Origin of the sequence: Pseudonocardia lutea (assembly GCF_042658055.1) — a bacterium.
In the GTDB taxonomy this organism is placed as follows: domain Bacteria; phylum Actinomycetota; class Actinomycetes; order Mycobacteriales; family Pseudonocardiaceae; genus Pseudonocardia; species Pseudonocardia lutea.
Genome location: NZ_JBHSQK010000065.1, coordinates 1 through 23,283, shown reverse-complemented (window position 1 = coordinate 23,283; position 23,283 = coordinate 1). Strand labels below are relative to the sequence as shown.

Below are 23,283 nucleotides of genomic sequence, written 5' to 3'. Positions count from 1 at the left end.
GCCGCCGACCTGCACCTGCCCGCGACGATCGCCGCCGCGGCGCCCTTCCAGCACGAGCGCGGCCGCCGGGGTCCGGGCCTGCTGCTGCAGCGCGCCGACCTGCGCGCGGCGCTGCGCGAGGGCCGCGAGGGGAACCTGGTGCTGTTCGTCGTCGACGCCTCGGGCTCCATGGCCGCCCGCAAGCGCATGGCGACCGTGTCCGGCGCCGTCCTCGCCCTGCTCCGCGACGCCTACCAGCGCCGGGACAAGGTCGGCCTGGTCACCTTCCGCTCCGCCGGCGCCGAGCTCGTCCTCCCGCCGACGACGAGCGTCCCGACCGCGCAGGTCCGCATGGCGGCGATGCGCACCGGCGGCCGCACCCCGCTGGCCGACGGCCTGCTGCTCGCCCGCCGCACCCTCGCCGCCGAGCGGGTGCGGGACCCGCGCCGCCGGCCGCTCGTCGTCCTGCTGACGGACGGGCGGGCGACCGTCGCCACCCGGCCCGGCGGCGATCCCGTCGGCGACGCGCGGCGCGCGGCCGGGCTGCTCGCCACCGACGGCGTGCACACCGTGGTGGTCGACTGCGAGTCCGGGTTCGTGAGGCTCGGCCTCGCCCGGCAGGTCGCGGCGGCGGCCCGCGCCCCCGTCATCACGGTCGACGAGCTCACCGTCGCCGACCTGACCGCCGCCGCGACCGCGTAGCGCGGCCCACCCGGACCGATCACCGCGCCGACCAGGGAGGACGACCGATGCCCCAGGGCCAGGTCACGACCGTTCCGCAGGACGGGCTCACCACCCGCCAGCGCCGCAACCGCCCGCTACTGGTGGTGCACACCGGCGAGATGAAGGGCAAGTCGACGGCGGCCTTCGGGCTCGCCCTGCGCGGCTGGAACCAGGGCTGGTCGATCGGCGTGTTCCAGTTCGTGAAGTCGGCGAAGTGGAAGGTCGGCGAGGAGGAGGCCTTCCGCGCGCTCGGTCGGCTGCACGAGCAGACCGGCGAGGGCGGCCCCGTGGAGTGGCACAAGATGGGCTCGGGCTGGAGCTGGAGCCGCAAGGCCGGCGGCGAGGAGGACCACGCCGCCGCCGCGCTCGAGGGCTGGCGGGAGATCCGCCGCCGGATCGAGAGCCGGGTCCACGAGGTCTACGTGCTCGACGAGTTCACCTACCCGCTCAAGTGGGGCTGGGTCGACGTGCACGAGGTGGTCGAGGTGCTCACCGCGCGGGAGGGCCGCCAGCACGTGATCATCACCGGCCGGGACGCGGCGCCCGAGCTGATCGAGGCCGCCGACCTCGTCATGCAGACGACCAAGATCAAGCACCCGATGGACGCCGGGCAGAAGGGGCAGCGGGGGATCGAGTGGTAGCCCGGGCGGTCGTCGTCGCCGCCCCGGCGTCCGGATCCGGGAAGACGACGGTCGCCACCGGCCTCATGGCCGCGCTGGCGCGGCGGGGCACCGCGGTCGCGCCGTTCAAGATCGGGCCGGACTACATCGACCCCGGCTACCACACCCTCGCCGCCGGCCGGCCGGGCCGGAACCTCGACCCGGTCCTCGTCGGCGAGCAGCGGATCGGTCCGCTGGTCCGGCACGGCGCCGCGGGCTGCGAGATCGCGGTGATCGAGGGCGTCATGGGGCTGTTCGACGGCCGGGTGGCCGACGGCTACGGCTCGACGGCGCAGGTCGCGGCCATGGTGGGCGCGCCCGTGGTGCTCGTCGTGGACTGCCGGGGCCAGTCGCGGTCGGTCGCCGCGCTGGTGCACGGCTTCCGCAGCTTCGACCCGACCACGCGCCTCGCCGGGGTGATCCTCAACCGGGTCGGGTCGGCGCGGCACGAGGAGGTGCTGCGCGCGGCGTGCGACGAGATCGGGCTGCCGGTGCTCGGCGTCCTGCCGCGGCGGACGGAACTGGTCGTGCCGTCGCGCCACCTGGGCCTGGTGACGGCGGTGGAGCACGGGGCCGCGGCGATCGCGGCGGTCGACGCGATGGCGGCGCTCGTCGCCGAACACGTCGACCTCGACGCCGTGGTCCGGGTGGCCGAGCCGCTGCCGGCGGGGCCGGTGTGGGACCCGGCCTCCGAGCTGGGCGGTGTCCGCGCCGGGCCGGGCCTGCGCACCGCGGTCCTGGGCGGCGAGGCCTTCTCCTTCGGCTACGCCGAACACGTCGAGCTGCTCGAGGCGGCGGGGTCCGAGGTCGTGCTCGTCGACCCGCTGCGCGAGGAGACCCTGCCCGCGGGTGTCGGCGGGCTCGTCCTGCCCGGGGGGTTCCCCGAGGAGCACGTCCGCGACCTCGGCGCCAACACCGGCCTGCTCGCCGCGATCCGCGCGCTCGCCGCCACCGGTGCCCCGATCCGCGCGGAGTGCGGCGGGCTGCTCTACCTGTGCCGCGAGCTCGACGGCGTCCCGCTGGTCGGGGCCCTCGACGCCACGGCCGCGATGGCCGGCCGGCTGACCCTCGGCTACCGCGACGCCGTGGCGCTGAGCGACTCGACCGGCTTCGCCGCCGGCGAGCGGGTCGGCGGACACGAGTTCCACCACTGCGCGGTCACCCCGCGGGCCGGTGCGGCCGCGGCGTGGGGCTGGCGCGGCGGGCAGCCGGAGGGCTTCGTCGCGGGCGGGGTGCACGCGTCGTTCCTCCACACGCACCCGGCCGGCACGCCCGGCTCCGTGGCCCGGTTCCTGGCGGCGCACGTTCCCGCTGCTCAGGTCGGGTCGTGAGCGACGGCGACCCCACCGATGGCCCCGACGGCGGCCGGTGCGTGGTCGGGATCGGGGCACGGCGTGGGGTGTCGGCCGCGGCGGTGCGGGCGGCGCTCGCGGTCGTCCGGGACGTGATCGGGGAGGTCGCCGTCGTCTACGCCTCCGTGGAGGCCAAGGCGGGGGAGCGGGGCGTGCTCGACGCCATCGCGCCCGCGCGGCTGGAGGTGCGGCCGGCCGGGGCCCTGGCGGCCGTCCCGGTGCCGGGCAGCGCCCGGGTCGGCGAGGCGGTCGGCACACCGTCCGTCGCCGAGGCCGCGGCCCTCCTGGTGGCGTCCGAGCTCGGTGCGCAGCCGCGGCTCGTGGTGCCCAAGACGATCGTGGGGGATGTGACGGTCGCCGCCGCCCGCGTCGGGCACACCTCCCTGACCAGGGGGAACTCGCCATCGGGAGAGGCGTCCCCGGTCCGGGACCGTTCAGCTCCGATCGTCGGCTCGTTATGCTTCCGCGGTCGGCGTCAGGGAACCCGGGGTGACCCCGGGCACGTCCCGCCTCCGTCTCCTCAGGGAACGCCGGCCCACGACCAGCCCGCCGGGTGATCCGCGGAAGGACCTGCACGTGACCCAGCACGACCAGTACCTCGTCGGCCTCGAGCTCGCCGGGCGGAAGGTGGTCGTCGTCGGGGGAGGGCAGGTGGCGCAGCGGCGGATCTCCCGGTTGATCGCGTCGGGGGCGCTCGTCGAGGTCGTCGCGCCGGACGTGACCCCGGCCGTCGAGGGCATGGCCTCGGCCCGGGAGATCACCTGGACGCCGCGGCGCTACGCCGAGGGCGACCTCGACGGGGCCTGGTACGCCCTCGCGTGCACGGACGACCCCGAGGTCAACGCGGCCGTCGGCGCCGAGGCCGAGTGTCGCCGGGTCTTCTGCGTCCGGGCGGACGACGGGCGCCTCGGCACCGCCGTCACCCCCGCCACGGGTCGGTACGACGGGCTGACCGTCGGCGTCCTGGCCAAGGGTGCCCACCGCCGCTCGGCCGCCGTGCGGACCGCGCTGGTCGAGGCCCTGCAGGCGGGCGTGGTGGCGGACTCGGCCGATCCGGTGCTGCCGGGTGTCGCCCTGGTCGGCGGCGGCCCCGGCGACCCCGAGCTGATCACCGTCCGCGGCCGCCGGCTGCTGTCCCGGGCGGAGGTCGTGGTCGCCGACCGGCTCGGCCCGCGCGACCTGATCGAGGAGCTGGGCCCGGACGTCGAGGTCATCGACGCCTCGAAGATCCCCTACGGCCGCGCGATGGCCCAGCAGCGGATCAACGAGCTGCTGGTCGAGCACGCGAAGGCCGGGAAGTTCGTGGTGCGGCTCAAGGGCGGCGACCCGTTCGTCTACGGGCGCGGGTTCGAGGAGGTGCAGGCCTGCACCGCGGCCGGGGTGCCGGTCACCGTCGTCCCCGGCATCACCAGCGCCTTCGCGGCGCCCGCCGTGGCGGGGATCCCGGTCAGCCACCGCGGGGTCGCGCACGAGATCGTCGTCGTGTCCGGGCACGTCGCCCCGGACGACCCGCGCAGCCTCGTCGACTGGCAGGCCCTCGGCCGGATGCGCGGCACGATCGTGCTCATGATGGCGGTCGAGCGGATCGCGCAGTTCGCCGCCGCCCTGATCGAGTACGGCCGGCCCGCGGACACCCCCGTCGGCGTGATCCAGGACGGCACCACCCGCATCCAGCGCACCCTGCGCGCCACGCTCGGCACGGTCGCGATGCGGATCAAGGAGCAGGAGATCAGCCCACCGGCGATCATCGTGATCGGCCCGGTCGCGGGGCTGTCGGCCGAGGGGTGAGCGCCGCGCCGGTGCTGCACCTGGTCCGGCACGGCGAGAGCACCTGGAACGCCGCCGGCCTGCTGCAGGGCCGCACCGCTCACGTCGGGTTGACGGCGCGGGGCCGCGCACAGGCACGCGCGGCGGCGGAGGCGCTGCGGGTCGGCGCGGGCGCGCTGGTCCTCACGAGCCCGCAGCGGCGCGCGGCGGAGACGGCCGCGGCGGTCGGCCGGGTCCTGGGCGTGCCGGTGCGGGAGTGCCCCGGGCTGTGCGAGCAGTCGCACGGCGAGTGGGAGGGCCGCCCGGCCGCGGACTGCGCGGCGGCGTTGGCGGGCGCGGATCCCGACTGGGCGCCGCCCGGCGGGGAGACGGGCCGGGAGCTGCACGCGCGGGCGCAGCGGGTGCTGCGCGCCCTGCCCCCGGCGCGATCGGTCGTCCTGGTCACCCACGGCGAGACGCTGCGCGCCCTGGTCGTCGCGGCCTGCGGGCTGGCGGTCGAGGAGGCGCCGCGGGAGCTCCCGCCCAACGGCACGGTCGTCGCCCTGCGACCGGTCGGGCCGGAAAGGTGGGAGCGGGCGGAACAGCCGGCCGCGCGCGGCTGAGGAGCTCGTGGAGCGGACGACGGGACTCGAACCCGCGACCCTCACCTTGGCAAGGTGATGCGCTACCAGCTGCGCTACGTCCGCATCTGCACCCGGTCACCCGGGGCCGCCGGCGCTGCTCGCTCCGACGCCGACCACGGTACCGCACCTCGGAAGCCCCTCCGACCAGGGGGTGATCACCCAGCGCGACGGGCCGCTGCGGTATAGGGCCTCACCGGTCGACCGGGTGTGACGCCCGGCCGCTTGCGTCTCCGCCCGCGGCGTGGTGTCGTCGTGGGCGACGGCAGTGGAGGAAGCCGGTGTGAATCCGGCGCGGTCCCGCCACTGTGACCGGGGAGCGCGTCCCCACCCGAGGGTCACCGCCCGCGAGGGTGGGAAGGCCGGGGGCGCGCGTCGATCCGGGAGCCAGGACACTCGCCGCCGTCGCACGGTTCCGACGATGAGGGCGCGGACCCTCGAGGAGGCCAGGATGACCGGCGACGGTCGCGACACCGCTGCGCGCACCCCCACCGTGACGGTTCTCGGCACCGGCGGGGGTGATCCCGAGACCGCCGAGGGCGCCGACCTGCTCGCCGCCGCCGACGCCGTCCTGGCCACCCTGGACGTCGAGTCGACGGTCCTGTTCTACGCCGAGGCCTGGCGCGTCGAGCGCCTGGCGGACCTGGCCGGGGCGGGCGCCGCCGTCGCCGACCTGGTCGGTCTCGGGGCCACCCGCGTGGTGCTCGCCGTGCCCGGGGACCCCGCGGCGAACCCGGGCTGCCGGGCGCTGCTCGACGGCCTCCGGGTCGCCGGGATCCACGCCGAGGCGCGGCCCGGGGTCTCGCTCGTCCCGCCGCGGCTGACCCCGATGCCCTGGTGACCGGCGACTTCTACGAGGTCGTCCACGGCCGCCGCGACGTGCGCACCGGGTTCCTGCCCGACGAGCCGGTCGACGACGCCGCGCTCCACCGCGTGCTCGAGGCCGCGCACGCCGCGCCGAGCGTCGGGTTCTCCCAGCCCTGGGACTTCGTCGTGGTGCGGGACCGGGCGACGCGCGAGCGGGTGGCGCAGCTGGTCGCGGCGCAGCGGGCGGCGTTCGCCGCGTCCCTGCCGCGCGCCCGGGCGGAGGCGTTCGGCGCGCTCAAGGTGGAGGCGGTGCTCGACACCCCGGTCAACGTCGTCGTCACCTCCGACCCCACGCGCGGGGGCCGGCACGTGCTCGGCCGCCACGGACGCCCCGAGATGGCCGCGCACTCCACGGCCTCGGCGGTGCAGAACCTGTGGCTGGCCGCCCGGGCCGAGGGCCTCGGCGTCGGCTGGGTGAGCTTCTTCGACGACGCCGGCCTGCGCGCCCTCGCCGCGCTGCTCGGGCTGCCCGCGCACGTCGAGGTGGTGGCGTACCTGTGCCTCGGGCACGTGCGCGAGTTCGCGCCGGAGCCGGAGCTGGCGACCGCGGGCTGGGCCCGCCGCCGCCCGCTGCGGTGGGCGGTGCACCAGGAACGGTACGGAGACCGGGCGCTGCCCGGGGAGGTGGCGATGACCCTGCTCGACGAGACCGTGGCCGCGATCCGGCCCGCCGACGCCGCCGCCGAGGCGGAGGCCCGGGACCGGCTCGACCGGATGACCAAGCCGCGCGGCTCGCTCGGCCGGGTCGAGGACCTCGCGGTGCGGCTCGCCGGGATCGCCGGGCAGTGCCCGCCGCCGGTGCCCGAGCCCGCGGCCGTCGCGGTGTTCGCCGGGGACCACGGCGTGCACGCGCAGGGCGTGAGCCCGTGGCCGCAGGAGGTCACCGCGCAGATGGTCGGGAACTTCCTGGCCGGCGGGGCGGTGGTCAACGCCTTCGCGCGGCAGCTCGGGGCCGAGGTCCAGGTGGTCGACGTCGGCGTCGCGGCACCCCTCGACCCCGTGCCCGGGCTGCTCCCGCGCCGGATCGCGGCGGGCACCGCGGACATGACGGTCGGCCCGGCGCTGACCCGGGACCAGGCCCGCCGGGCCGTCGAGGCCGGGATCGAGGTGGCGCGGGACCTGGTCGCCGCGGGGAACCGGTGCCTGGTCACCGGCGACATGGGCATCGCCAACACCACCGCCGCGGCCGCGCTGATCTGCGCCGTGACCGGGGCGGACCCGGCCGGGGCGACCGGGCGGGGCACCGGGATCGACGACGCGACGCTCGTCCGCAAGACCGCCGTCGTCCGGCAGGCGCTGGCCCTCCACACCCCGGACCCCACCGACGGGCTCGGCCTGCTCGCCGCCTTCGGCGGGCTCGAGCACGCCGGGATCGCCGGGTTCGTCCTCGGTGCCGCCGCGCTGCGCGTGCCGGTGCTGCTCGACGGCGTCAACGCCGGGGCCGCGGCCCTCGTCGCCTCGGTCCTGGCGCCCGACGCCGTGGCCGCCTGCGTGGCCGGGCACCGCTCCGCCGAGCCGGGACACCGGATCACGACGGCGCACCTCGGGCTGGAGCCGCTGCTCGACCTCGGGATGCGGCTGGGGGAGGGGACGGGCGCGCTGCTCGCCCTGCCGGTGGTGCAGGGTGCGGCGCGGGCGCTCGCCGACGTCGCCACCTTCGACGCCGCGGGGGTGGCGGACAAGGACGCGTGAGGGGGCGCGTCAAGGAACCATGATGCGCATTCCCGCCGGTCTGGTCACATTGTGGAACCACAATGCGCTCATCCATGGGCCTGACCCGCGTTGTGGAACCATATTGCGGGTCTTCAGGGTCGGTCCGCGCGGAGCCGCGCCTTCGTCAGTGGGCGGGTGAGGGCAGGCGCCAGCTCTCGACGGGATCGGCGAAGGAGAGGGCCGGGTCGTCCGCGGCGAAGGTGCGCGCCGGACCGGGCCCGGTCGCCCGCGTCTCGAACCGGACCGTGACCCGGCCGTGCCCCGCGCCCTGCACCCAGCCGTGCCCGTGCTCGGTGTGCGCGACGTCGTCGCCGGCCCGCCAGGGACTCGCCGGGTCGCGCGGACCGTGCCGCCCGCCCGGGCGCGGCCCGAACTCCGTCCCGGGTTCCGGATGCGCCTCCTCGGAGGTGTCGACGGTGAGCACGGTGTCCGCCTCGACGGCATCCGGGGGCGCGGCGAGCGGTGCGGTGGTCCACCCCGTCGCCGAGGGCACCGCCTCGAACAGCGCCGGCGGCGGGCTCTCGGACAACCCCGACAGCGACACCCCGACCAGCCGCACCCCGCCCTCGGGCACCGCCGTGCGGGCGAGTCGCTGCGCGACGGCCGTGAGGGTCGCGAGATCCGTCGAGGCGAAGGCGGTGGTCTCGGAGCGGGTGTGGGTCTCGAAGTCCGCGTTGCGCGCCTTGACCGTGACGGTGCGGGCCGCCCGGCCGTCGACGACGAGGCGGCGGTGGGCCGCCGCCGTCATCCGACCGACCTCGCGCAGGACGTCGTCCATCGCGGTGAGGTCGTGCTCGAACGTGGTCTCGGCCGAGATCTGCTTCGCCGCGCCGCGCGGGGCGACCGGTCGCTCGTCGATCCCCCGGGCCAGCCGGTGGAGCTCGGCGCCGACGGCCGCGCCGAGGACGCCGGCGACCTCGCGGGCGTCCATCGCGGCGAGGGCGCCGATCGTCTCGATCCCGACCTTGCGCAGCGCGGTCTCGGCGACCGGCCCGACGCCCCACAGCGACCGCACCGGCAGCGGATCGAGCACCTCCCGCTCGACCTCGGGCGCGACGACCTTCAGCCCGTCCGGTTTCGCGAGCTCCGAGGCGATCTTCGCGACCTGCTTGCCGGACCCCGCCCCGACCGACGCGGGCAGCCCGGTGCGCGCCCGCACCTCGGCCCGCAACGCGACGCAGAACTCCTCGACCTCGGCGGCGGGGGCGCCGGCGAGCGCGGGCGGCTCGAGGAACGCCTCGTCGACCGACACCGGCTCGAGCACCGGCGCGGCCTCGCGCAGGACCGCCATGACCTCCTCGGAGATCACCTTGTACAGCGGGAACCGGGGCGGCAGGACGGTCGCGTGCGGGCACCGGCGGCGCGCCTGCCCCATCGGCATCGCCGAGCGCGCGCCGAACACCCGCGCCTGGTAGCTGGCCCCGGCGACGACACCGCGCCCACCGGTGCCGCCGACGAGGACCGGCCGGTCCGCCAGGGTCGGCCGGGTGAGCTGCTCGACGGACGCGAAGAACGCGTCCATGTCGAGATGCAGCACCCACCGGCTCACTCCGACATTGTGACGGTCGGGACCGACGGGACCGCGCGGTGCTCAGCGCCCGGGACGCAGCCGCGGCGGCGTCCCCCGTTCCTGCGTGAACGCCACGCTGAAGGAGAAGGGGTCCACGTACCCGACACGGCGCGCGACCGCCGCGACGGTGGCCGAGGGGTCGGCGAGGTACTCCGCGGCCAGCGCCATCCGGCGCTGCCGCAGGTAGGTCAGCGGGGCCGTGCCCACCACCTCGCGGAAGCGCTGCGCGAACACCGGCGCGGCGACCCCGGCCTCGGCTGCGAGGGCCGCGACCGTCCACGGGCGCGCCGGGTCGGTGTCGACGGCCACGAGCGCGGGCCCGACGACGGGATCGGCCGACCAGCTCTCCGCGGTGGCCGACCGGTCGCCGACCGCGCGGATCGGGTGGGACGACGCCGTCATGCACCCAGGGTAGGCGTGGGGACCGGAGTTCGACCCACCGGGCGCCATGATCGTCGTCCCGGACCATCGGCGGCTACCCCCGGCCGATCTCGGTCCCGGACGGTGATCACGGCACCGGGTGCTCGGCCGCGGGGCTCAGGATTCCGACGGCACCGTGGTCAGGGCGGCGATCACCCGGTCCGCGCGGACCTCCCCGCGGTACGGCTCGCCGTTGACGAAGAGCGTCGGCGTGCCGCGCACCCCGCTGCGCACGCCGGAGTTGAAGTCGGCCTCCACCCGGTCCTCGACCATCCGGGTCGCGGGCCAGACCACCTTGTCGGGGTCCACCCCCGCCGCGACGGCGTGGTCGCGCAGGTCCGCCTGGGTGAGGCGGGGCGGGCCGGGGGCGTAGAGGCTGTCGTGCATCGGCCAGAACCGGCCCTCGAGCGCCGCCATCTCCGCCGCCGTGGCCGCGGCCAGCGCGTGCGGGTGCAGCTCGTGCAGCGGGAAGTGCCGGAAGGCGAAGCGCAGCTGGTCGCCGAGCCGCTCCCGCACCTCCTCCAGCTCGGGGGCGGCGGCGCGGCAGTAGGGGCACTCGAAATCGCCGTACTCCACCAGCGACAGCGGTGCGTCGGGCCGGCCGGCGACGTGGTCGTACGCGCCGAGCGGCGGATCCAGCTGCCCGATCCCACCCACCTCCTCGCGTTCGCGTCCCGCCGTTGGGCAGGATGATCCGGTGGCGGTGACGACCCTATCCGAGCGCGGGGAGCTGTCCCGCGCCGCGCGGCAGTTCCTCCGCACGGAGTCGGGGTCCGCGGTCATGCTGATCTCCGCCGCCGTGATCGCCCTGCTCTGGGCGAACCTCCCGCTCGGCTACGAGACCTTCTGGCACACCCAGCTGGCCGTGGACCTGGGCGGATGGTCGCTGAGCCTGGACCTGCGGCACTGGGTCAACGACGGCCTGATGGTCCTGTTCTTCTTCAGCGTCGGGCTGGAAATCGCGCGGGAGATGACCCTCGGCGAGCTGCGCGGGTTCCGCGCGGTCGCGGCGCCGGCGGCCGCGGCGGTCGGCGGCCTGGTGGTCCCCGCGCTGGTCTTCCTCGCGTTCAACGCCGGCACGGAGGCCCAGAACGCCTGGGGCATCACGATCTCCACCGACACCGCCGTGCTGCTCGGCGTGCTCGCCCTCGTCGGACCCCGCTGCCCGGACCAGCTGCGGGTCTTCCTGCTCGCGCTCGCGATCGTCGACGACATCGGCGCCGTCATCGCCATCGCCGTCTTCTACACCGAGCAGGTCGACGTCCTCGCGCTGCTCCTCGCGATCGTGCTCTTCGCCGCGCTCCTCGGGCTGCGGTTCGCCCGGTTCTGGCGCACGCCGTTCTACGCGGTGATCGGCATCGTCATGTGGGTCGCGGTGCTGGCGTCCGGGGTGCACCCGAGCGTCGTCGGGGTGGCGCTGGGCCTGCTCGTCAACGCCTACGCCCCACGCCGGCAGGAGATGCGGCGCGCGCTGATCGTCGGGAAGACCTTCATCCTGGACCCGACGCCCGAGCGTGCCCTGGCCGCGCAGGCCGCGGTCACCGAGGCGGTCTCGCCCAACGAGCGGCTGCAGCTGAAGATCCAGCCCTGGTCCAGCTACGTGATCGTCCCGCTGTTCGTGCTGGCCAACGCGGGCGTGGTGCTCGACCGGCACACCCTGGCGGCGGCGTTCGCCTCGCCGTTGACCTGGGGGATCATTGTCGGCCTCGTGCTCGGCAAGCCGATCGGCGTGACGCTCGGGACCTGGGTGGCGCTGCGCACCGGCCTCGGCCGGGTCCCGGACACCCTGCGCTGGGGGCAGCTGTTCGGCGGCGCCGGGCTCTCCGGCATCGGGTTCACGGTGGCGCTGTTCGTGACCGAGCTGGCGCTCGAGGACGAGCTCCTCATCAGCGAGGCGAAGATCGGCATCCTGACGGGCTCGGTGCTCGCGGCGCTGGTCGGCTGGCTCGTGTTCCGGCTGGCGGGGGAGCGGGGCGGGCAGTGCTCGCCGTCGGGGCTGCCGACCCTGCCGCCGCGGCCGTGGCGGCCGATCGACTAGCTCCGCGCGGTCGCAGTCGTCGCGGTCGGCGCGGTCACCGCAGGAGGGCGGCGCCGTCGTGGGTGCGGACCTGCGGGGCGACGGCGCCGAGCCCGGCCACCGCGGCCGGGTGCCCGGGGCCCGCGTCGAGGTCGACGACCCAGGCCGCGCCGGGCCCGTCCGTCCAGGCCTCGACCACGCCGGTCGGTCCGAGGGTGATCGCGTCCATGGGGCTGGCGAGGCCCTCCCCGGTGGCCTTGAGCAGCGCCTCCTTGCGCGTCCAGACGGTGAGGAACGCGCGGGCGTCGGCCGGCGGGCGGGTGCGCTCGGCGGGGGAGAGGGCGTGCTCGGCGAGGCGGGCGAGGTCGGAGAGGTCGCGGATCTCCTCGACGTCGAGGCCGACGGGACCGTCGTCGCTCAGGGCGACGCCCACGCGGTCGCCGGAGTGGGTCAGCGAGAAGGCGGGTGCGGTGCCGGCGGCGAGTCGTGGCTTGCCGTGCGGCTTCCCGCACCGGCAGGTCCGGTCCAGCGTGATCGCGGCCGGATCGGCGCCGAGGCGCGCGCCGAGCAGGAGCCGGGTGAGGGCGTGCGCGGCGAGGTAGCGGGCCCGGTCGGCGGGCCGGCGGAAGGCGGCGAGGCGGGTGTGCTCGTGCTCGTCGAGCAGCGCGACGAGGTGGGGCGCCGACGAGGGGTCGACGGGTCGGGCCCACCAGACGTCCGGCACGAGCCGAGCGTAGTCGGTCGGCAGCACGCCGCGGACCGGCGTGGTCGCGCCGAGCGCGGCCGGCACCAGCGCCGTCCGCGAGCCACTGCCCGCTCCACCGAGGCTCGGGCACCGGGCTCGGCGTTCCGCTGCGGGCCGGCGGCCGCGGTCTCCCGGGATCGCCGACTCGGTGCCCCGGAACCGCCGACTCGCGGGAGCCACGAGCGCGACACGTCCGACGATCACGAGGGTGCGGCGGGGCCGGCCCCAGGAGTGGCCGGCCCCGCCGCGGTCTCAGCCGCTGCGACGGGCGGCGAAGTCGGTGCGGAAGTGCACCGGGGTGGTGCTCGCCCGGCCGATGCGGGCGAGGGCGCGCGGCGCCCCCGACCCGGTGGCCTGCGGGGTCTTCCCGCGGGCGGCGGCGCGGCGGGCGGCGCGGTTGGTGGGCTGGGTCTGGCTGGTGTCACGTACTCGCACGAGGACCTCCCGATGAGGAACGAGGGGCCGCCCCCAAGGGCGGGTGCGGGTCCTCCCGACGACCGGTCGCAGGCACCTCCGCAGCGGCGGGAGCACCCCGTGGGGCGTGATCCGGGAAGGAAGGACGTCCGGCCGATCGAGTGCGGCCCGGACGGACAGGAACCGGCCGGCGCGGGGTCCGCGCCGGGAACGGGCGGCGCCCCGGACGAGGAGGGCGCCGCGCCGTGTCACAGGGTGATGAGGTCCATGGCCGGAACCGTAGGGGCACCTCCGGCCCCGCGCGACCGAATTACGGTGAACCCGTGGACGGCTCCCCGGACGTGATCGTGATCGGCGGCGGGATCGCCGGTGCCTCGGTGGCCTACGAGATCGCCGCGCACCGCTCGGTGCTGCTGCTGGAGGCCGAGTCGTCGCTCGCGATGCACTCGACCGGCCGCTCGGCCGCGACGTACATCCCCGGTCACGGCACCGCCGTCTTCCGCGCCCTCATCCGGGCCAGCGCGCCCCGCTTCGCCGCCCTGGCCGAGGAGCTGGAGGCGCCGCCCTTCCTGCGGCCGCTGACCGTGGTCTGGGCGGCGTTCGACGAGGACGGCGAGCGCGAGTTGCACCGTCTGCTCACCGAGTGGGCCGCCGAGCCGGACGGGCCGCACGCGCTGACCGGAGCCGGAACCGTCGAGGCGTGCCCCGGCCTGCGGCAGGCACGATCCGGGGCGATCACCGTCACCGCCGCGGACGCCGACGCCATCGGCCTGCACGGCGCCTACGTCCGCGGGCTGCGCCGGCGGGGCGGGCGGGTCGTGCAGGAAGCCCGGGTCGGTGCGATCGCGCAGGTCGACGGGACCTGGCGCGTCGAGACCGGACGGGGCACGTGGACCGCACCCGACGTCGTCGACGCGGCGGGGTCCTGGGCCGACGTCGTCGCGGCCTCGGCCGGTGTGCCGCAGGCCGGGCTCACCCCCTACCGCCGCACCATCGCCGTCTCCCCGTGCACGCTGCCGACGGGCATGCCGATGCTGATCGACGCCGCCGAGCGCTTCTACTGCAAGCCGGAGGGCGACGCCCTGCTCCTCTCACCCGGCGACGAGACGCCCGCCGAGCCCGGCGACGCCCGTCCGGACGAGCTCGACGTCGCCCTCGCCCTCGAGCGGGTCGAGGAGGCGCTGCACCTCGGCCTGCGGTCGGTGCGCACCTCCTGGGCGGGCCTGCGGACCTTCGCGCCGGACCGTGACCCGGTCGTCGGGGCGCGCCCGGAGTTCCCCGGCTTCCACTTCTTCGCCGGTCACGGCGGGTCCGGGATCGAGTCCGCGCCCGCCCTGGCCGCGCTCGGGGCCGCGGTCGTGACGGGCACGCCGGTGCCCGCGGACGTCCCTGTCCGGCCGGAGCAGGTGTCTCCGTCACGCTTGTAAGCGCTCGCTGACTTCATGCGGCACGATGGGGACATGGCGCCGACCACCACCTCCGGCCTCGACCTCTTCGACGGGGCCTTCTGGAGCGATCCCTACCCGGCCTACGCCGAGCTACGCGCGAAGGAGCCGGTGCGCAGGCTCGACCTGCCCGACGGGCCGATGTGGATCATCGCGCGGTACGAGGACGCGCGGGCCGCGTTCGTCGACGCGCGGTTCTCCAAGGACTGGCGCCACACCCTGCCGGCCGACCAGCGCGCGGCCATGCCCGCGGCGCCGACGCCGATGATGCTGCTGATGGACCCGCCGGACCACACCCGGCTGCGCAAGCTCGTCAGCCGCTCGTTCACCGCCCGGCGGATGTCGCAGCTGCGCCCGCGCGTGCAGGAGATCGCGGACGACCTGCTCGCCGCCCTGCCCGCCGACGGCACCGTGGACCTCATGGCGGACTACGCCTTCCTGCTCCCGGTCCGCGTGATCTGCGAGCTCCTCGGGGTGCCGGCGGAGGACCGCGACGACTTCGGCCGCTGGTCGTCGACGATGATCGACGAGTCGCCGCAGGACGAGAAGACCGTCGCCTCGCAGAAGCTGTCCGAGTACCTGGCCGGGCTGATCGACCGCAAGCGCCACGAGCCGGACGACGCGCTGCTCAGCAGCCTCACCCAGGTCTCGGACGAGGACGGCGACGCGCTGTCCCAGGAGGAGCTCGTCGCGATGGCGATGCTGCTGCTCATCGCCGGCCACGAGACCACGGTCAACCTGATCGGCAACGGGATCCTCGGCCTGCTCACCCATCCCGACCAGCGCGAGATCCTCGCGGAGAAGCCCGAGTTCTGGCCGAACGCGGTCGAGGAGCTCCTGCGCTGGGACGCGCCGGTCACCACCGCGCCGGTCCGGTTCGCCGCCGAGGACGTCGAGGTCGCGGGGACGACGATCCCGGAGGGCGCCGTGGTCGTGCTCGGCATCGGCGCGGCCAACCGGGACGACGCCCGCTTCGCCGACGCGGCCCGGCTCGACGTGACCCGGGACGACCGCGGCCACCTCGCCTTCGGCTACGGCCTGCACCACTGCCTCGGTGCCCCACTGGCCCGGATCGAGGGTGAGGTCGCGCTGCGCAGCCTCTTCACCGCCCGGCCCGGGATGGAGCTGGCCCGCCAGGACCTCACCCACCGGCGCAGCACGCTGGTCCGCGGTCTCACGGAGCTGCCGGTCCGGCTCGGTGCCCCCGCCTCCCGACCCGCCTGAAACCCGGGCCGCACGGGTACAACGGAGGGACCACGTCGCCGAGCGGGAGGTCGCGCGCGATGCCCCAACCCCAGGACCCGTTCGGCGGCGGGCTCGGTCCGCTCGAGGACCTGCTGCGCGGGCTCGTCAACGGGCTCGGGTTCCCGGACGACGACCGTGAGGACGAGCCGCGCGACCCGCAGCGCGACCCGCAGCGGGGCCCGCAGCGCCCTCGCCGCACCTCGACCCGCCGGCTGGACCGGCACGGCCGCGACCTCACCGCCGAGGCCCGGGCCGGCCGGCTCGACCNNGCCGAGGCCGGGGCCGCCCGGCTGGACCCGGTGATCGGCCGGGACGCCGAGATCGACCAGGTCGTCGAGGTGCTGGCGCGGCGCACCAAGAACAACCCGGTCCTGGTCGGCGAGCCCGGCACGGGCAAGACCGCGATCGTCGAGGGGCTGGCCGCGCGGGTCGCGGCCGGCCGGGTGCCGGTGGCGCTGCGGGACGTCCGGGTCGTCGCGCTCGACCTGGCCGGGATGGTCGCCGGCACCAAGTACCGCGGCGAGTTCGAGGAGCGGCTCACCGCGGTGATCGACGAGATCACCGCGGCCGGGCGGTCGTTGGTGATCTTCGTCGACGAGCTGCACCTCGTGGTCGGCGCCGGGTCCGCGCAGGACCAGGCGATGGACGCGGCGAGCATCCTCAAGCCGGCCCTCGCCCGCGGCGACCTGCAGCTCGTCGGGGCGACGACGCCGGAGGACCACCGCCGGTACATCGAGCGCGACGCCGCCCTGGACCGCCGGTTCGAGGTCGTCCGCGTGCCGGAGCCGACGCCCGAGGCCACGGCCGAGATCCTGCGCGGGCTGCGGCCGCGGTACGAGGAGCACCACCACGTCCGGATCACCGACGCGGCGATCGACGCCGCCGTCACCCTCTCCGTGCGGTACCTGCGGGACCGGTACCTGCCCGACAAGGCCGTCGACCTGATCGACCGCGCCGCCGCCCGCTCCGGGCTGCGCGTGCCCGGCGACCAGCCCGACCACCGCGTCGAGGAGCTCGTGCGGGCCCGCGAGGTCGCGGCGGACGCCGGCGACTCGGAGCGCGTGGCGCTGCTCGACCGTGAGCTCGAGCGGCTGGTGCTGGAGAACGGCCCGCGCGACCGGCAGATCACCGCGCGGGAGGTGGCGGAGGTCGTCGCCGACCGCACCGGCATCCCGGTCGCCGACCTCACGACGTCGGAGCGGAAGCGCCTGCTCGAGCTGGAGGACCACCTGCACCGGCGGGTCGTCGGACAGCACCGCGCGGTCGAGGCCGTCGCCGACGCGGTGCGCAGCGCGCGGGCCGGGCTGGCGAGCCCGGACCGGCCGTCGGGCTCGTTCCTGTTCCTCGGCCCGACGGGCGTCGGCAAGACCGAGCTGGCCCGTGCGCTGGCCGCGGCGCTCTTCGGGTCCGACGAGCGGATGGTCCGCCTCGACATGAGCGAGTACGGCGACCGCGCTTCCGCGACCCGGCTGATCGGCGCGCCGCCCGGGTACGTCGGCCACGAGGAGGCCGGTCAGCTCACCGAGCCCGTGCGCCGGGACCCGTACACCGTGGTGCTGCTCGACGAGATCGAGAAGGCACACCCGGAGGTCGTGGCCACGCTGCTGCAGGTGCTCGACGCCGGCCGGCTCACCGACTCGCGCGGCCGGACCGTCGACTTCCGGCACGCGATCGTGGTGATGACCAGCAACCTCGGCGCCGAGGAGATCCTCGCGGCGGCCACGGCGGGCCGGCCGGTGGAGTCGATCCGCGAGCAGCTGATGTTCGCCGTGCGCCGCCACCTGCGCCCGGAGTTCCTCAACCGGATCGACGACGTCGTGCTGTTCGAGGCCCTCGACCGGGCCGAGATCCGCGAGATCGCCGAGATGATGCTGGCGGGCACCCGCGCGCGGCTCGCGGCGCAGGGCGTCGAGCTCGTGGTGGACCCGGAGGCGCTGGACCGGCTCGCGGAGCTCGGCCACAGGCCCGAGTACGGCGCGCGCCCGCTGCGGCGGGTGGTGGCGCGGGAGGTCGAGCGGCGGTTGGCGCGGCTGCTGCTCGCCGAGGAGCTGCGGGCCGGCGGACGGGCCCGGCTGACGGTGAAGGAGGGTGAACTCTCCCTGACTTCTGACTAGAGTCAGAGGTGTGGACGAGGTCGCCGCGGTACGCCGGTTCCACCGGGCGGTCGTGCGCCGGGTCGGCGCGCTCGAGGAGGGCTACCTGGGTCGCGACCGGCCGCTCGGCCAGGCGCGACTGCTCTGGGAGATCGGGCCGGAGGGGGCGGAGGTGCGGGAGCTGCGCGCCCGGCTCGGCCTCGACTCGGGCTACCTCTCCCGGATGCTGCGGGCGCTGGAGGCGGCGGGGCTCGTCGCCGTCGAGGCCGAGGAGGCCGACGCGCGGGTGCGGCGCGCCCGGCTCACCGCCGCCGGGCGGGCGGAGCGGGCCGAGCTCGACCGCCGGTCGGACGCGCTGGCCGCGTCGATCCTCGAGCCGCTGAACCCCCGGCAGCGCGACCGGTTGGTCGCGGCGACGGCCGAGGTCGAACGCCTGCTCGTCGCCTCGACCGTCCGCGTCGCGGTCACGCCGCCGACCCGGCCGGAGGCGCAGGAATGCCTGCGCGCCTACGCGGCCGAGCTCGCCGAACGGTTCGACGGGGGCTTCGACCCCACGGTCGGTCCGGCCGCGGGCGCCGCGGAGTTCACCCCGCCGGAGGGGGAGTTCCTGGTCGCGATGCTCGACGGCGGGCCCGTGGGATGCGTCGGTGTGCGGTTCCATCCCGATGTCGCGGAGGTCAAACGCATGTGGGTCGCGCCGGCGGCGCGGGGTCTCGGCCTGGCCCGGCGGCTGCTCGCCGAGATCGAGGAGCGGGCGCGCGTGCACGGGCTGCGGGCGACGCGGCTCGACACGAACGCCACGCTCGTCGAGGCGATCGCGCTCTACCGGTCCGCGGGCTACCGCGCGGTCCCGCCCTTCAACGACAACCCCTACGCGCAGCACTGGTTCGCCAAGGACCTGGATCCCGCCGGGTAGGGTCGCCGCGATCCGTCCCGGGGAGGTCGCGATGGCGGGACGCCGCCCCACGCTGAAGGACGTCGCGGCGCGGGCCGGGGTCTCGCGGGCGACCGCCTCCCTGGTGATCCGCGAGGAGCGGGGGCCCAGCGAGGCCTCCCGCGAGCGGGTGCGGGCCCCCGCCGCCGAGCTCGGCTACACCCCCGACCCGACGGCCCGGCTGCTGCGCCGGAGCCGGAGCCGGCTGATCGGCGTCGTGTTCACGGCGCGGGACGCCTTCCACGCCGACCTGCTCGACGGCATCTACCCGGCCGCCGAGGACCGCGGCTACACCGTGGTGCTCGGCGCCGTCTCGCCGGTGCGGCGGCAGGAGCGGGCGGTCGAGGCGCTGCTGGCGTCGCGCTGCGAGGCGCTGGTACTGCTGGCGGGGCGGTACGGCTCGGCCGAGCTGGCGGGGCTCGCGGCGCGGCTGCCGGTCGTCGACGTCGGGCGGGTCGGCGAGTTCCGCGCGCACGTCGACGCCGTCGAGAGCGCCGACGACGAGGGGATCGCGGCGGCCGTCGACCACCTCGTCGGGCTGGGGCACCGGGCGATCGTGCACATCGACGGCGGGGAGCAGCCCGGCGCCGAGGAACGCCGGCAGGGCTACCGGGACGCCGTGCGCCGGCACGGGCTGACGCCGCGCATCCTGCCGGGCGACAACACCGAGGTCTCGGGGGCGGCGGCGGTCCGGGAGCTGCTGCCGGACCTGCCCACCGCCATCCTCGCGAACAACGACCAGTGCGCGGTCGGTGTGCTCGACGCGCTGCGCCGCCAGGGGATCGACGTGCCGAACCGGGTCTCGGTGGTCGGCTACGACGACAGCCAGCTCTCCCGCCTCGCGCACGTCGACCTCACCACGGTCGCGCAGGACTCCGCGGAGATCGCGCGGCTCGCCGTCGGCTGCGTGCTGGAGCGGGCGGAGGGGGAGGGCGGGCTCGCCGGCGACGGCCTGCAGCCCCGCCGGATCCGGCTGCGCCCCCGGCTCGTGGTGCGGGGGACCACGGGGCCGCCGGGGGAGTAGTGAGGTGCGCGCCCGCAAGCGCCGGTCCGGCGCACGTGCGGAACGGGATCGTCGGAATGCCGCGGCCGGCTCCCGGGGCCGGCTCCCGCGGCCGGTTCCGGACCGGCCCGGGCAAGAGTGCCTGTGGGGCCAGGTGACACCCGCCCGGCCGTCCCTGCCGAGCACCAGCGGCAGTGCTGTACGACGCCGGTGTGTGCGCCTGCGTCCGCGCCGGCACCGCCAAGCGCGAGCTGGCACACCAGGCGACACCTCCGCCCGCCCTCGCACACCTGCCCGGCCGCCCCACACCCGCTGTGACCCGGCGGCACAACCGCGGGGAGCGCGGCACAACCGGTCGACAGGATGTGGCGCGCTCGAGAGGGTGTGGCGCGCTCGAGACGGTGTGGCGCGCTCGAAAGGGTGTGGCGCGCTCGAGAGGGTGTGGCGCGCTCGAGAGGGTGTGGCGCGGTGACCGCCTCGCCCGAGGTGACCGGGCTCCGACCGGCTCTGCCTCGTCGAGATGAACGTGGTTGTCGTTCGCCGGCCCTGGAACAGCCATGGTGTTCCTCTCGACGCCCGGAGGACCGGTCCGGCGCCACGATCCGGGCGGCGGTGCGCGTACACCCCACCGAGCGCGCCACACCCCGTCGACGCGATGTGCGGCGCACGTGGCGGGTGCGGGAGCCGACCTGGACGGGTGTGCCGAGCCTGGACGGGTGTGCCGCGCGCGGCCGGGTGGGTCCGGCCGCGCGTCGGAGAGCGCATGGAGCAGTGCGCGGGGCAGTGCGCGGGGCAGTGCGCGGGGCAGTGCGCGGGGCAGCGTGGGGCCAGCGCTCGGGCGGCGCTCGAGCAGCGGTGCGGGCACATCCGCCCGAGCGCGCCACACCCTGTTGACCGGATGTGCGGCGCACGCGGTGGGTGTGGGAGCCGACCTGGACGGGTGTGCCGAGCCCGGCCGGGTGTGTTGTCCGGCCGCGCGCCCCGGACAGCGCGTGAGGCAGCGCGGGGCCAGCGCGGGGCAGCGTTCGGGCAGCGTTCGGGCAGCGTTCGGGCAGCGTTCGGGCAGTGCTCGGGCAGTGCTCGGGCAGTGCTCGGGCAGCGCTCCGGCAGCGCTCCGGCAGTGCTCGGGCAGTGCTCGGGCGGCGGTACGGAGGGCGGCGCTCGGACAGGGCTCGGCGGCGGTGCGGGCAGCGCTCGGGCGGCGGTGTGTGGTGGTGCGGAGGGCTGGCGCTCGGGTAGGGCGGCAGGCAGGGTGTCGGGCTTGACGTCGGTCGTCGTCACCTCCACACTTCTCCCCGCGGCATTTAGATCGATCTAAACCGCGCACACCACCCCTCCCGGCGCCCACCGGCGCCCGACGGTGCGAAGGAGCTCCCATGCTGCGAGTGGCCCTGTTCGGATGCGGCCGGATCGGGCGGGTCCACGCCGGCGCCGTCGCCGCCCACGCCCGGGCCGAGCTCGCGTGGGTGTGCGACCCGATGGAGGCGGCCGCCAAGGAGCTGGCCGGGCAGTACGGGGCCGAGGCGGGCTCGGACGTCGCCGCGGTCCTGGCCGACGAGAGCGTCGACGCGGTGATCGTCGCCTCGCCGACGCCCACGCACGTCGACCTGCTGACCGCGGCGGTCAAGGCGGGCAAGGCGGTGATGTGCGAGAAGCCGATCGACCTCGACCTCGCCCGGGTCGACGCCTGCTGGGCCGAGATCGGCTCGCTGTCCCCGACCGTGATGGTCGGCTTCAACCGCCGCTTCGACCCGTCCTTCCGCGAGATCCGCGACCGGGTCGCCGCCGGCGAGATCGGCCGCCTCGAGCAGCTCGTGATCACCAGCCGGGACCCCGCGCCGGCGCCGAAGGCCTACCTCGAGACCTCCGGCGGCCTGTTCCGCGACATGACGATCCACGACTTCGACATGGCCCGCTTCCTGCTGGGTGAGGTCGTCGAGGTGCAGGCGACGGGCGCGAACCTGATCGAGCCGTACATCGCCGAGGTCGGCGACATCGACTCCGCGGTCGTCGTGCTGCGCGCGGCCGACGGCGCACTCGCCCAGATCACCAACTCGCGGCGCTGCGTGTTCGGCTACGACCAGCGCGTCGAGGCCTTCGGCGCCACCGGCATGCTCACCGCGCAGAACCAGCTGCCGACCAGCGTGCGCTACGCCGGCGCGGACCGCAGCGAGGCCGCGTCGCCCTACCAGAACTTCTTCCTCGAGCGGTACAGCGCCGCGTACGCCCTCGAGCTCGACCATTTCGTGACCGCCGTCGAGTCCGGCACCGCCCCGTCGCCGACCTTCGCCGACGGCCGGGCCGCGCTCGTCCTCGCCGACGCCGCCGCCGAGAGCCTGCGCACCGGGCGGACCGTCCGCGTCGCGGGATGACATCACGGCGCGGTGGCGTTGCCCGGGTCATGACGATCCTCGCCACCGCGCCGCAGCGCGCACCGCGCACGCTCGACGACCTGTTCGCCGACGCCCTGCGCGACGCCGAGCGCATGGCCCCGGGCCTGCTCCTGCTGGCGTTCGACGGCTCGGACGAGGTCGAGGCCGACGCCCGCCGCCTGCTCACCACCGACCCCGGCTGTGCCTTCGTGCACTTCACCGTGCACCGCGAGGACGGCGAGGTCGTGGTCGAGGTGCGGGCCCCCGAGTCCCGGCCGGAGATCCTCGAGGCGCTCGTGGTGCGTGCCATGTCCGCGGGACGCTGAGCCGGAGATCGGCCAGACTGGTCACATGACCGGCACCCTCGGCGAGGTGTCCACCCGCACCGTCGGAGGGCGCACGCTCCGCGTCGCGATCCGTCGCGGCGACGGCTCCCGCACCCCGTTACTGCTGCTCAACGGCATCGGCGCGCGCCTGGAGATGCTCGAGCCCTTCCTCGAGGCCTTGCCGCCCGAGCTCGAGGTGATCCGGTTCGACGTACCGGGTGTGGGTGGTTCGCCCGCGCCCCGGGCGCCGTACCACATGACGACCCTGGCGCTGACCGTCGCCGGTCTCGTGCGCGAGCTGGGCCACGACCGCGTCGACCTGCTGGGGTACTCGTGGGGCGGTGGGCTCGCCCAGCAGGCCGCGCTCACCGGCCGCGGCTGGGTCCGCCGGCTCGTCCTGGTGGCGACCGGCACCGGCTCGGTCATGGTGCCGGCGCGGCCCGGGGTGCTGAGCAAGATGCTCACCCCGCGGCGCTACCGCGACCCGGCCTACGCCGCCCGGGTCGCCGGCGAGATCTACGGCGGCACCATGCGCACCCACCCCGAGCGGGCGGCCCGGCTGCTGCAGGCCTCCGGGGAGGGCTACGAGCGCGGCTATCTCTACCAGCTGCTCGCGGGCGCGGGCTGGACCACGCTGCCCGCGCTGCGGCTGATCGCCGCGCGCACGCTGATCGTCTCCGGCGACGACGACCCGCTCATCCCCCTGGTCAACGCCCGGCTGCTGCACCGCGGTATCCGCGACTCCCAGCTGCACGTCTACCGCGGCGGGCACCTCGCGCTCCTCACCGAATCCGACGAGCTCGCGCCGGTGATCGACCGGTTCCTCGCCGCCCCCTGAGCCCCGGCCCCCGAGCCCCGGCCCCCGAGCCCCGGCCCCCGAGCCCCGGCCCCCGAGCCCCGGCCCCCGAGCCCCGGCCCCCGAGCACCGGCCCCCGAGCACCGGCCCCCGAGCACCGGCCCTGCCCCGGCCCTGTGCACCGGCCTCTTCACCGGCCTTTGCACCGGCGGATGAGCACGAG

22 protein-coding genes, 1 tRNA gene and 1 riboswitch are annotated in these 23,283 nt (G+C 76.2%); of the genes, 17 read left to right on the top strand and 6 right to left on the bottom strand.

What is annotated here, in order from left to right:
• The 6 genes from ACFQH9_RS23245 to ACFQH9_RS23220 form a co-directional block, all read left to right on the top strand.
• A partial coding sequence (locus ACFQH9_RS23245; RefSeq protein ID WP_379568898.1) for a vWA domain-containing protein occupies nucleotides 1–681 on the top strand: 681 nt, incomplete at its 5' end.
• Between the two features lie 47 nt (nucleotides 682–728).
• Entirely contained in the window at nucleotides 729–1,343 is a 615-nt protein-coding gene (gene cobO, locus ACFQH9_RS23240; protein ID WP_379568896.1) for a cob(I)yrinic acid a,c-diamide adenosyltransferase, read from the top strand.
• Complete coding sequence (locus tag ACFQH9_RS23235) at nucleotides 1,337–2,692, top strand: cobyrinate a,c-diamide synthase (protein WP_379568894.1); 1,356 nt, start codon at nucleotides 1,337–1,339, stop codon at nucleotides 2,690–2,692. Before cobO ends, ACFQH9_RS23235 begins: the two co-directional genes overlap by 7 nt.
• On the top strand, nucleotides 2,689–3,270 hold the full coding sequence (locus tag ACFQH9_RS23230; RefSeq protein WP_379568892.1) for a cobalamin biosynthesis protein: 582 nt from the start codon (nucleotides 2,689–2,691) through the stop codon (nucleotides 3,268–3,270). The genes ACFQH9_RS23235 and ACFQH9_RS23230 overlap by 4 nt, the downstream gene beginning before the upstream one ends.
• 19 nt (nucleotides 3,271–3,289) lie before the next feature.
• On the top strand, nucleotides 3,290–4,501 hold the full coding sequence (gene cobA, locus ACFQH9_RS23225) for a uroporphyrinogen-III C-methyltransferase (RefSeq protein WP_379568890.1): 1,212 nt from the start codon (nucleotides 3,290–3,292) through the stop codon (nucleotides 4,499–4,501).
• Complete coding sequence (locus ACFQH9_RS23220; protein WP_379568888.1) at nucleotides 4,498–5,082, top strand: histidine phosphatase family protein; 585 nt, start codon at nucleotides 4,498–4,500, stop codon at nucleotides 5,080–5,082. The genes cobA and ACFQH9_RS23220 overlap by 4 nt, the downstream gene beginning before the upstream one ends.
• 8 nt (nucleotides 5,083–5,090) lie before the next feature.
• On the opposite strand, the gene ACFQH9_RS23215 is transcribed toward ACFQH9_RS23220, so the two are convergent.
• Nucleotides 5,091–5,166, bottom strand: a tRNA-Gly gene (locus tag ACFQH9_RS23215).
• A gap of 179 nt (nucleotides 5,167–5,345) precedes the next feature.
• Nucleotides 5,346–5,502, top strand: a riboswitch (cobalamin riboswitch).
• Between the two features lie 19 nt (nucleotides 5,503–5,521).
• On the opposite strand from ACFQH9_RS23215, the gene ACFQH9_RS23210 reads away from it, so the two are divergent.
• Nucleotides 5,522–5,941 (top strand): hypothetical protein, encoded by a 420-nt coding sequence (locus ACFQH9_RS23210; protein ID WP_379568886.1) that lies wholly within the window; start codon nucleotides 5,522–5,524, stop codon nucleotides 5,939–5,941.
• Complete coding sequence (gene cobT / locus ACFQH9_RS23205) at nucleotides 5,938–7,659, top strand: nicotinate-nucleotide--dimethylbenzimidazole phosphoribosyltransferase (protein WP_379568884.1); 1,722 nt, start codon at nucleotides 5,938–5,940, stop codon at nucleotides 7,657–7,659. Before ACFQH9_RS23210 ends, cobT begins: the two co-directional genes overlap by 4 nt.
• Nucleotides 7,660–7,804: 145 nt before the next feature.
• On the opposite strand, the gene ACFQH9_RS23200 is transcribed toward cobT, so the two are convergent.
• From ACFQH9_RS23200 to ACFQH9_RS23190, 3 genes are all read right to left on the bottom strand, one after another.
• Nucleotides 7,805–9,229 carry a DNA polymerase IV gene (locus ACFQH9_RS23200; RefSeq protein ID WP_379568882.1) on the bottom strand — a complete coding sequence of 475 codons (1,425 nt, stop codon included), beginning with the start codon at nucleotides 9,227–9,229 and terminating at the stop codon, nucleotides 7,805–7,807.
• 42 nt (nucleotides 9,230–9,271) lie between these two features.
• Nucleotides 9,272–9,652 carry a helix-turn-helix transcriptional regulator gene (locus ACFQH9_RS23195; RefSeq protein ID WP_379568880.1) on the bottom strand — a complete coding sequence of 127 codons (381 nt, stop codon included), beginning with the start codon at nucleotides 9,650–9,652 and terminating at the stop codon, nucleotides 9,272–9,274.
• A 135-nt stretch (nucleotides 9,653–9,787) separates the two neighbouring features.
• Nucleotides 9,788–10,327 (bottom strand): DsbA family protein, encoded by a 540-nt coding sequence (locus tag ACFQH9_RS23190; RefSeq protein ID WP_379568878.1) that lies wholly within the window; start codon nucleotides 10,325–10,327, stop codon nucleotides 9,788–9,790.
• A gap of 46 nt (nucleotides 10,328–10,373) precedes the next feature.
• Here ACFQH9_RS23190 and nhaA point away from each other — a divergent pair, with 46 nt between their 5' ends.
• The gene (gene nhaA, locus ACFQH9_RS23185) at nucleotides 10,374–11,708 is read left to right on the top strand and encodes a Na+/H+ antiporter NhaA (RefSeq protein ID WP_379568876.1); all 1,335 of its coding nucleotides are present in this window, start codon (nucleotides 10,374–10,376) and stop codon (nucleotides 11,706–11,708) included.
• Between the two features lie 34 nt (nucleotides 11,709–11,742).
• On the opposite strand, the gene ACFQH9_RS23180 is transcribed toward nhaA, so the two are convergent.
• The gene (locus tag ACFQH9_RS23180) at nucleotides 11,743–12,477 is read right to left on the bottom strand and encodes a 4'-phosphopantetheinyl transferase family protein (protein ID WP_379568874.1); all 735 of its coding nucleotides are present in this window, start codon (nucleotides 12,475–12,477) and stop codon (nucleotides 11,743–11,745) included.
• 207 nt (nucleotides 12,478–12,684) lie between these two features.
• Nucleotides 12,685–12,867: a hypothetical protein gene (locus ACFQH9_RS23175; RefSeq protein WP_379568872.1), complete on the bottom strand. Its 183-nt coding sequence runs from the start codon at nucleotides 12,865–12,867 to the stop codon at nucleotides 12,685–12,687.
• Between the two features lie 302 nt (nucleotides 12,868–13,169).
• On the opposite strand from ACFQH9_RS23175, the gene ACFQH9_RS23170 reads away from it, so the two are divergent.
• The 8 genes from ACFQH9_RS23170 (at nucleotide 13,170) to phaZ (ending at nucleotide 23,102) form a co-directional block, all read left to right on the top strand.
• Nucleotides 13,170–14,273 (top strand): NAD(P)/FAD-dependent oxidoreductase, encoded by a 1,104-nt coding sequence (locus ACFQH9_RS23170; protein ID WP_379568870.1) that lies wholly within the window; start codon nucleotides 13,170–13,172, stop codon nucleotides 14,271–14,273.
• Nucleotides 14,274–14,306: 33 nt separating this feature from the next.
• Complete coding sequence (locus tag ACFQH9_RS23165; protein WP_379568868.1) at nucleotides 14,307–15,515, top strand: cytochrome P450 family protein; 1,209 nt, start codon at nucleotides 14,307–14,309, stop codon at nucleotides 15,513–15,515.
• Nucleotides 15,516–15,574: 59 nt separating this feature from the next.
• Nucleotides 15,575–17,650, top strand: coding sequence for an ATP-dependent Clp protease ATP-binding subunit (locus ACFQH9_RS23160; protein WP_379568866.1), 2,076 nt, complete (start codon nucleotides 15,575–15,577; stop codon nucleotides 17,648–17,650).
• A gap of 10 nt (nucleotides 17,651–17,660) precedes the next feature.
• Nucleotides 17,661–18,545, top strand: a complete 885-nt coding sequence (locus ACFQH9_RS23155) for a bifunctional helix-turn-helix transcriptional regulator/GNAT family N-acetyltransferase (RefSeq protein WP_379568864.1) — start codon at nucleotides 17,661–17,663, stop codon at nucleotides 18,543–18,545.
• A 31-nt stretch (nucleotides 18,546–18,576) separates the two neighbouring features.
• Complete coding sequence (locus ACFQH9_RS23150; protein ID WP_379568862.1) at nucleotides 18,577–19,587, top strand: LacI family DNA-binding transcriptional regulator; 1,011 nt, start codon at nucleotides 18,577–18,579, stop codon at nucleotides 19,585–19,587.
• Between the two features lie 1,355 nt (nucleotides 19,588–20,942).
• Nucleotides 20,943–21,938 (top strand): inositol 2-dehydrogenase, encoded by a 996-nt coding sequence (iolG, locus tag ACFQH9_RS23145; protein ID WP_379568860.1) that lies wholly within the window; start codon nucleotides 20,943–20,945, stop codon nucleotides 21,936–21,938.
• A 29-nt stretch (nucleotides 21,939–21,967) separates the two neighbouring features.
• Entirely contained in the window at nucleotides 21,968–22,264 is a 297-nt protein-coding gene (locus ACFQH9_RS23140; protein WP_379568858.1) for a hypothetical protein, read from the top strand.
• 25 nt (nucleotides 22,265–22,289) lie between these two features.
• Nucleotides 22,290–23,102 carry a poly(3-hydroxyalkanoate) depolymerase gene (gene phaZ / locus ACFQH9_RS23135; RefSeq protein ID WP_379568856.1) on the top strand — a complete coding sequence of 271 codons (813 nt, stop codon included), beginning with the start codon at nucleotides 22,290–22,292 and terminating at the stop codon, nucleotides 23,100–23,102.
• Nucleotides 23,103–23,283: the final 181 nt, after the last annotated feature.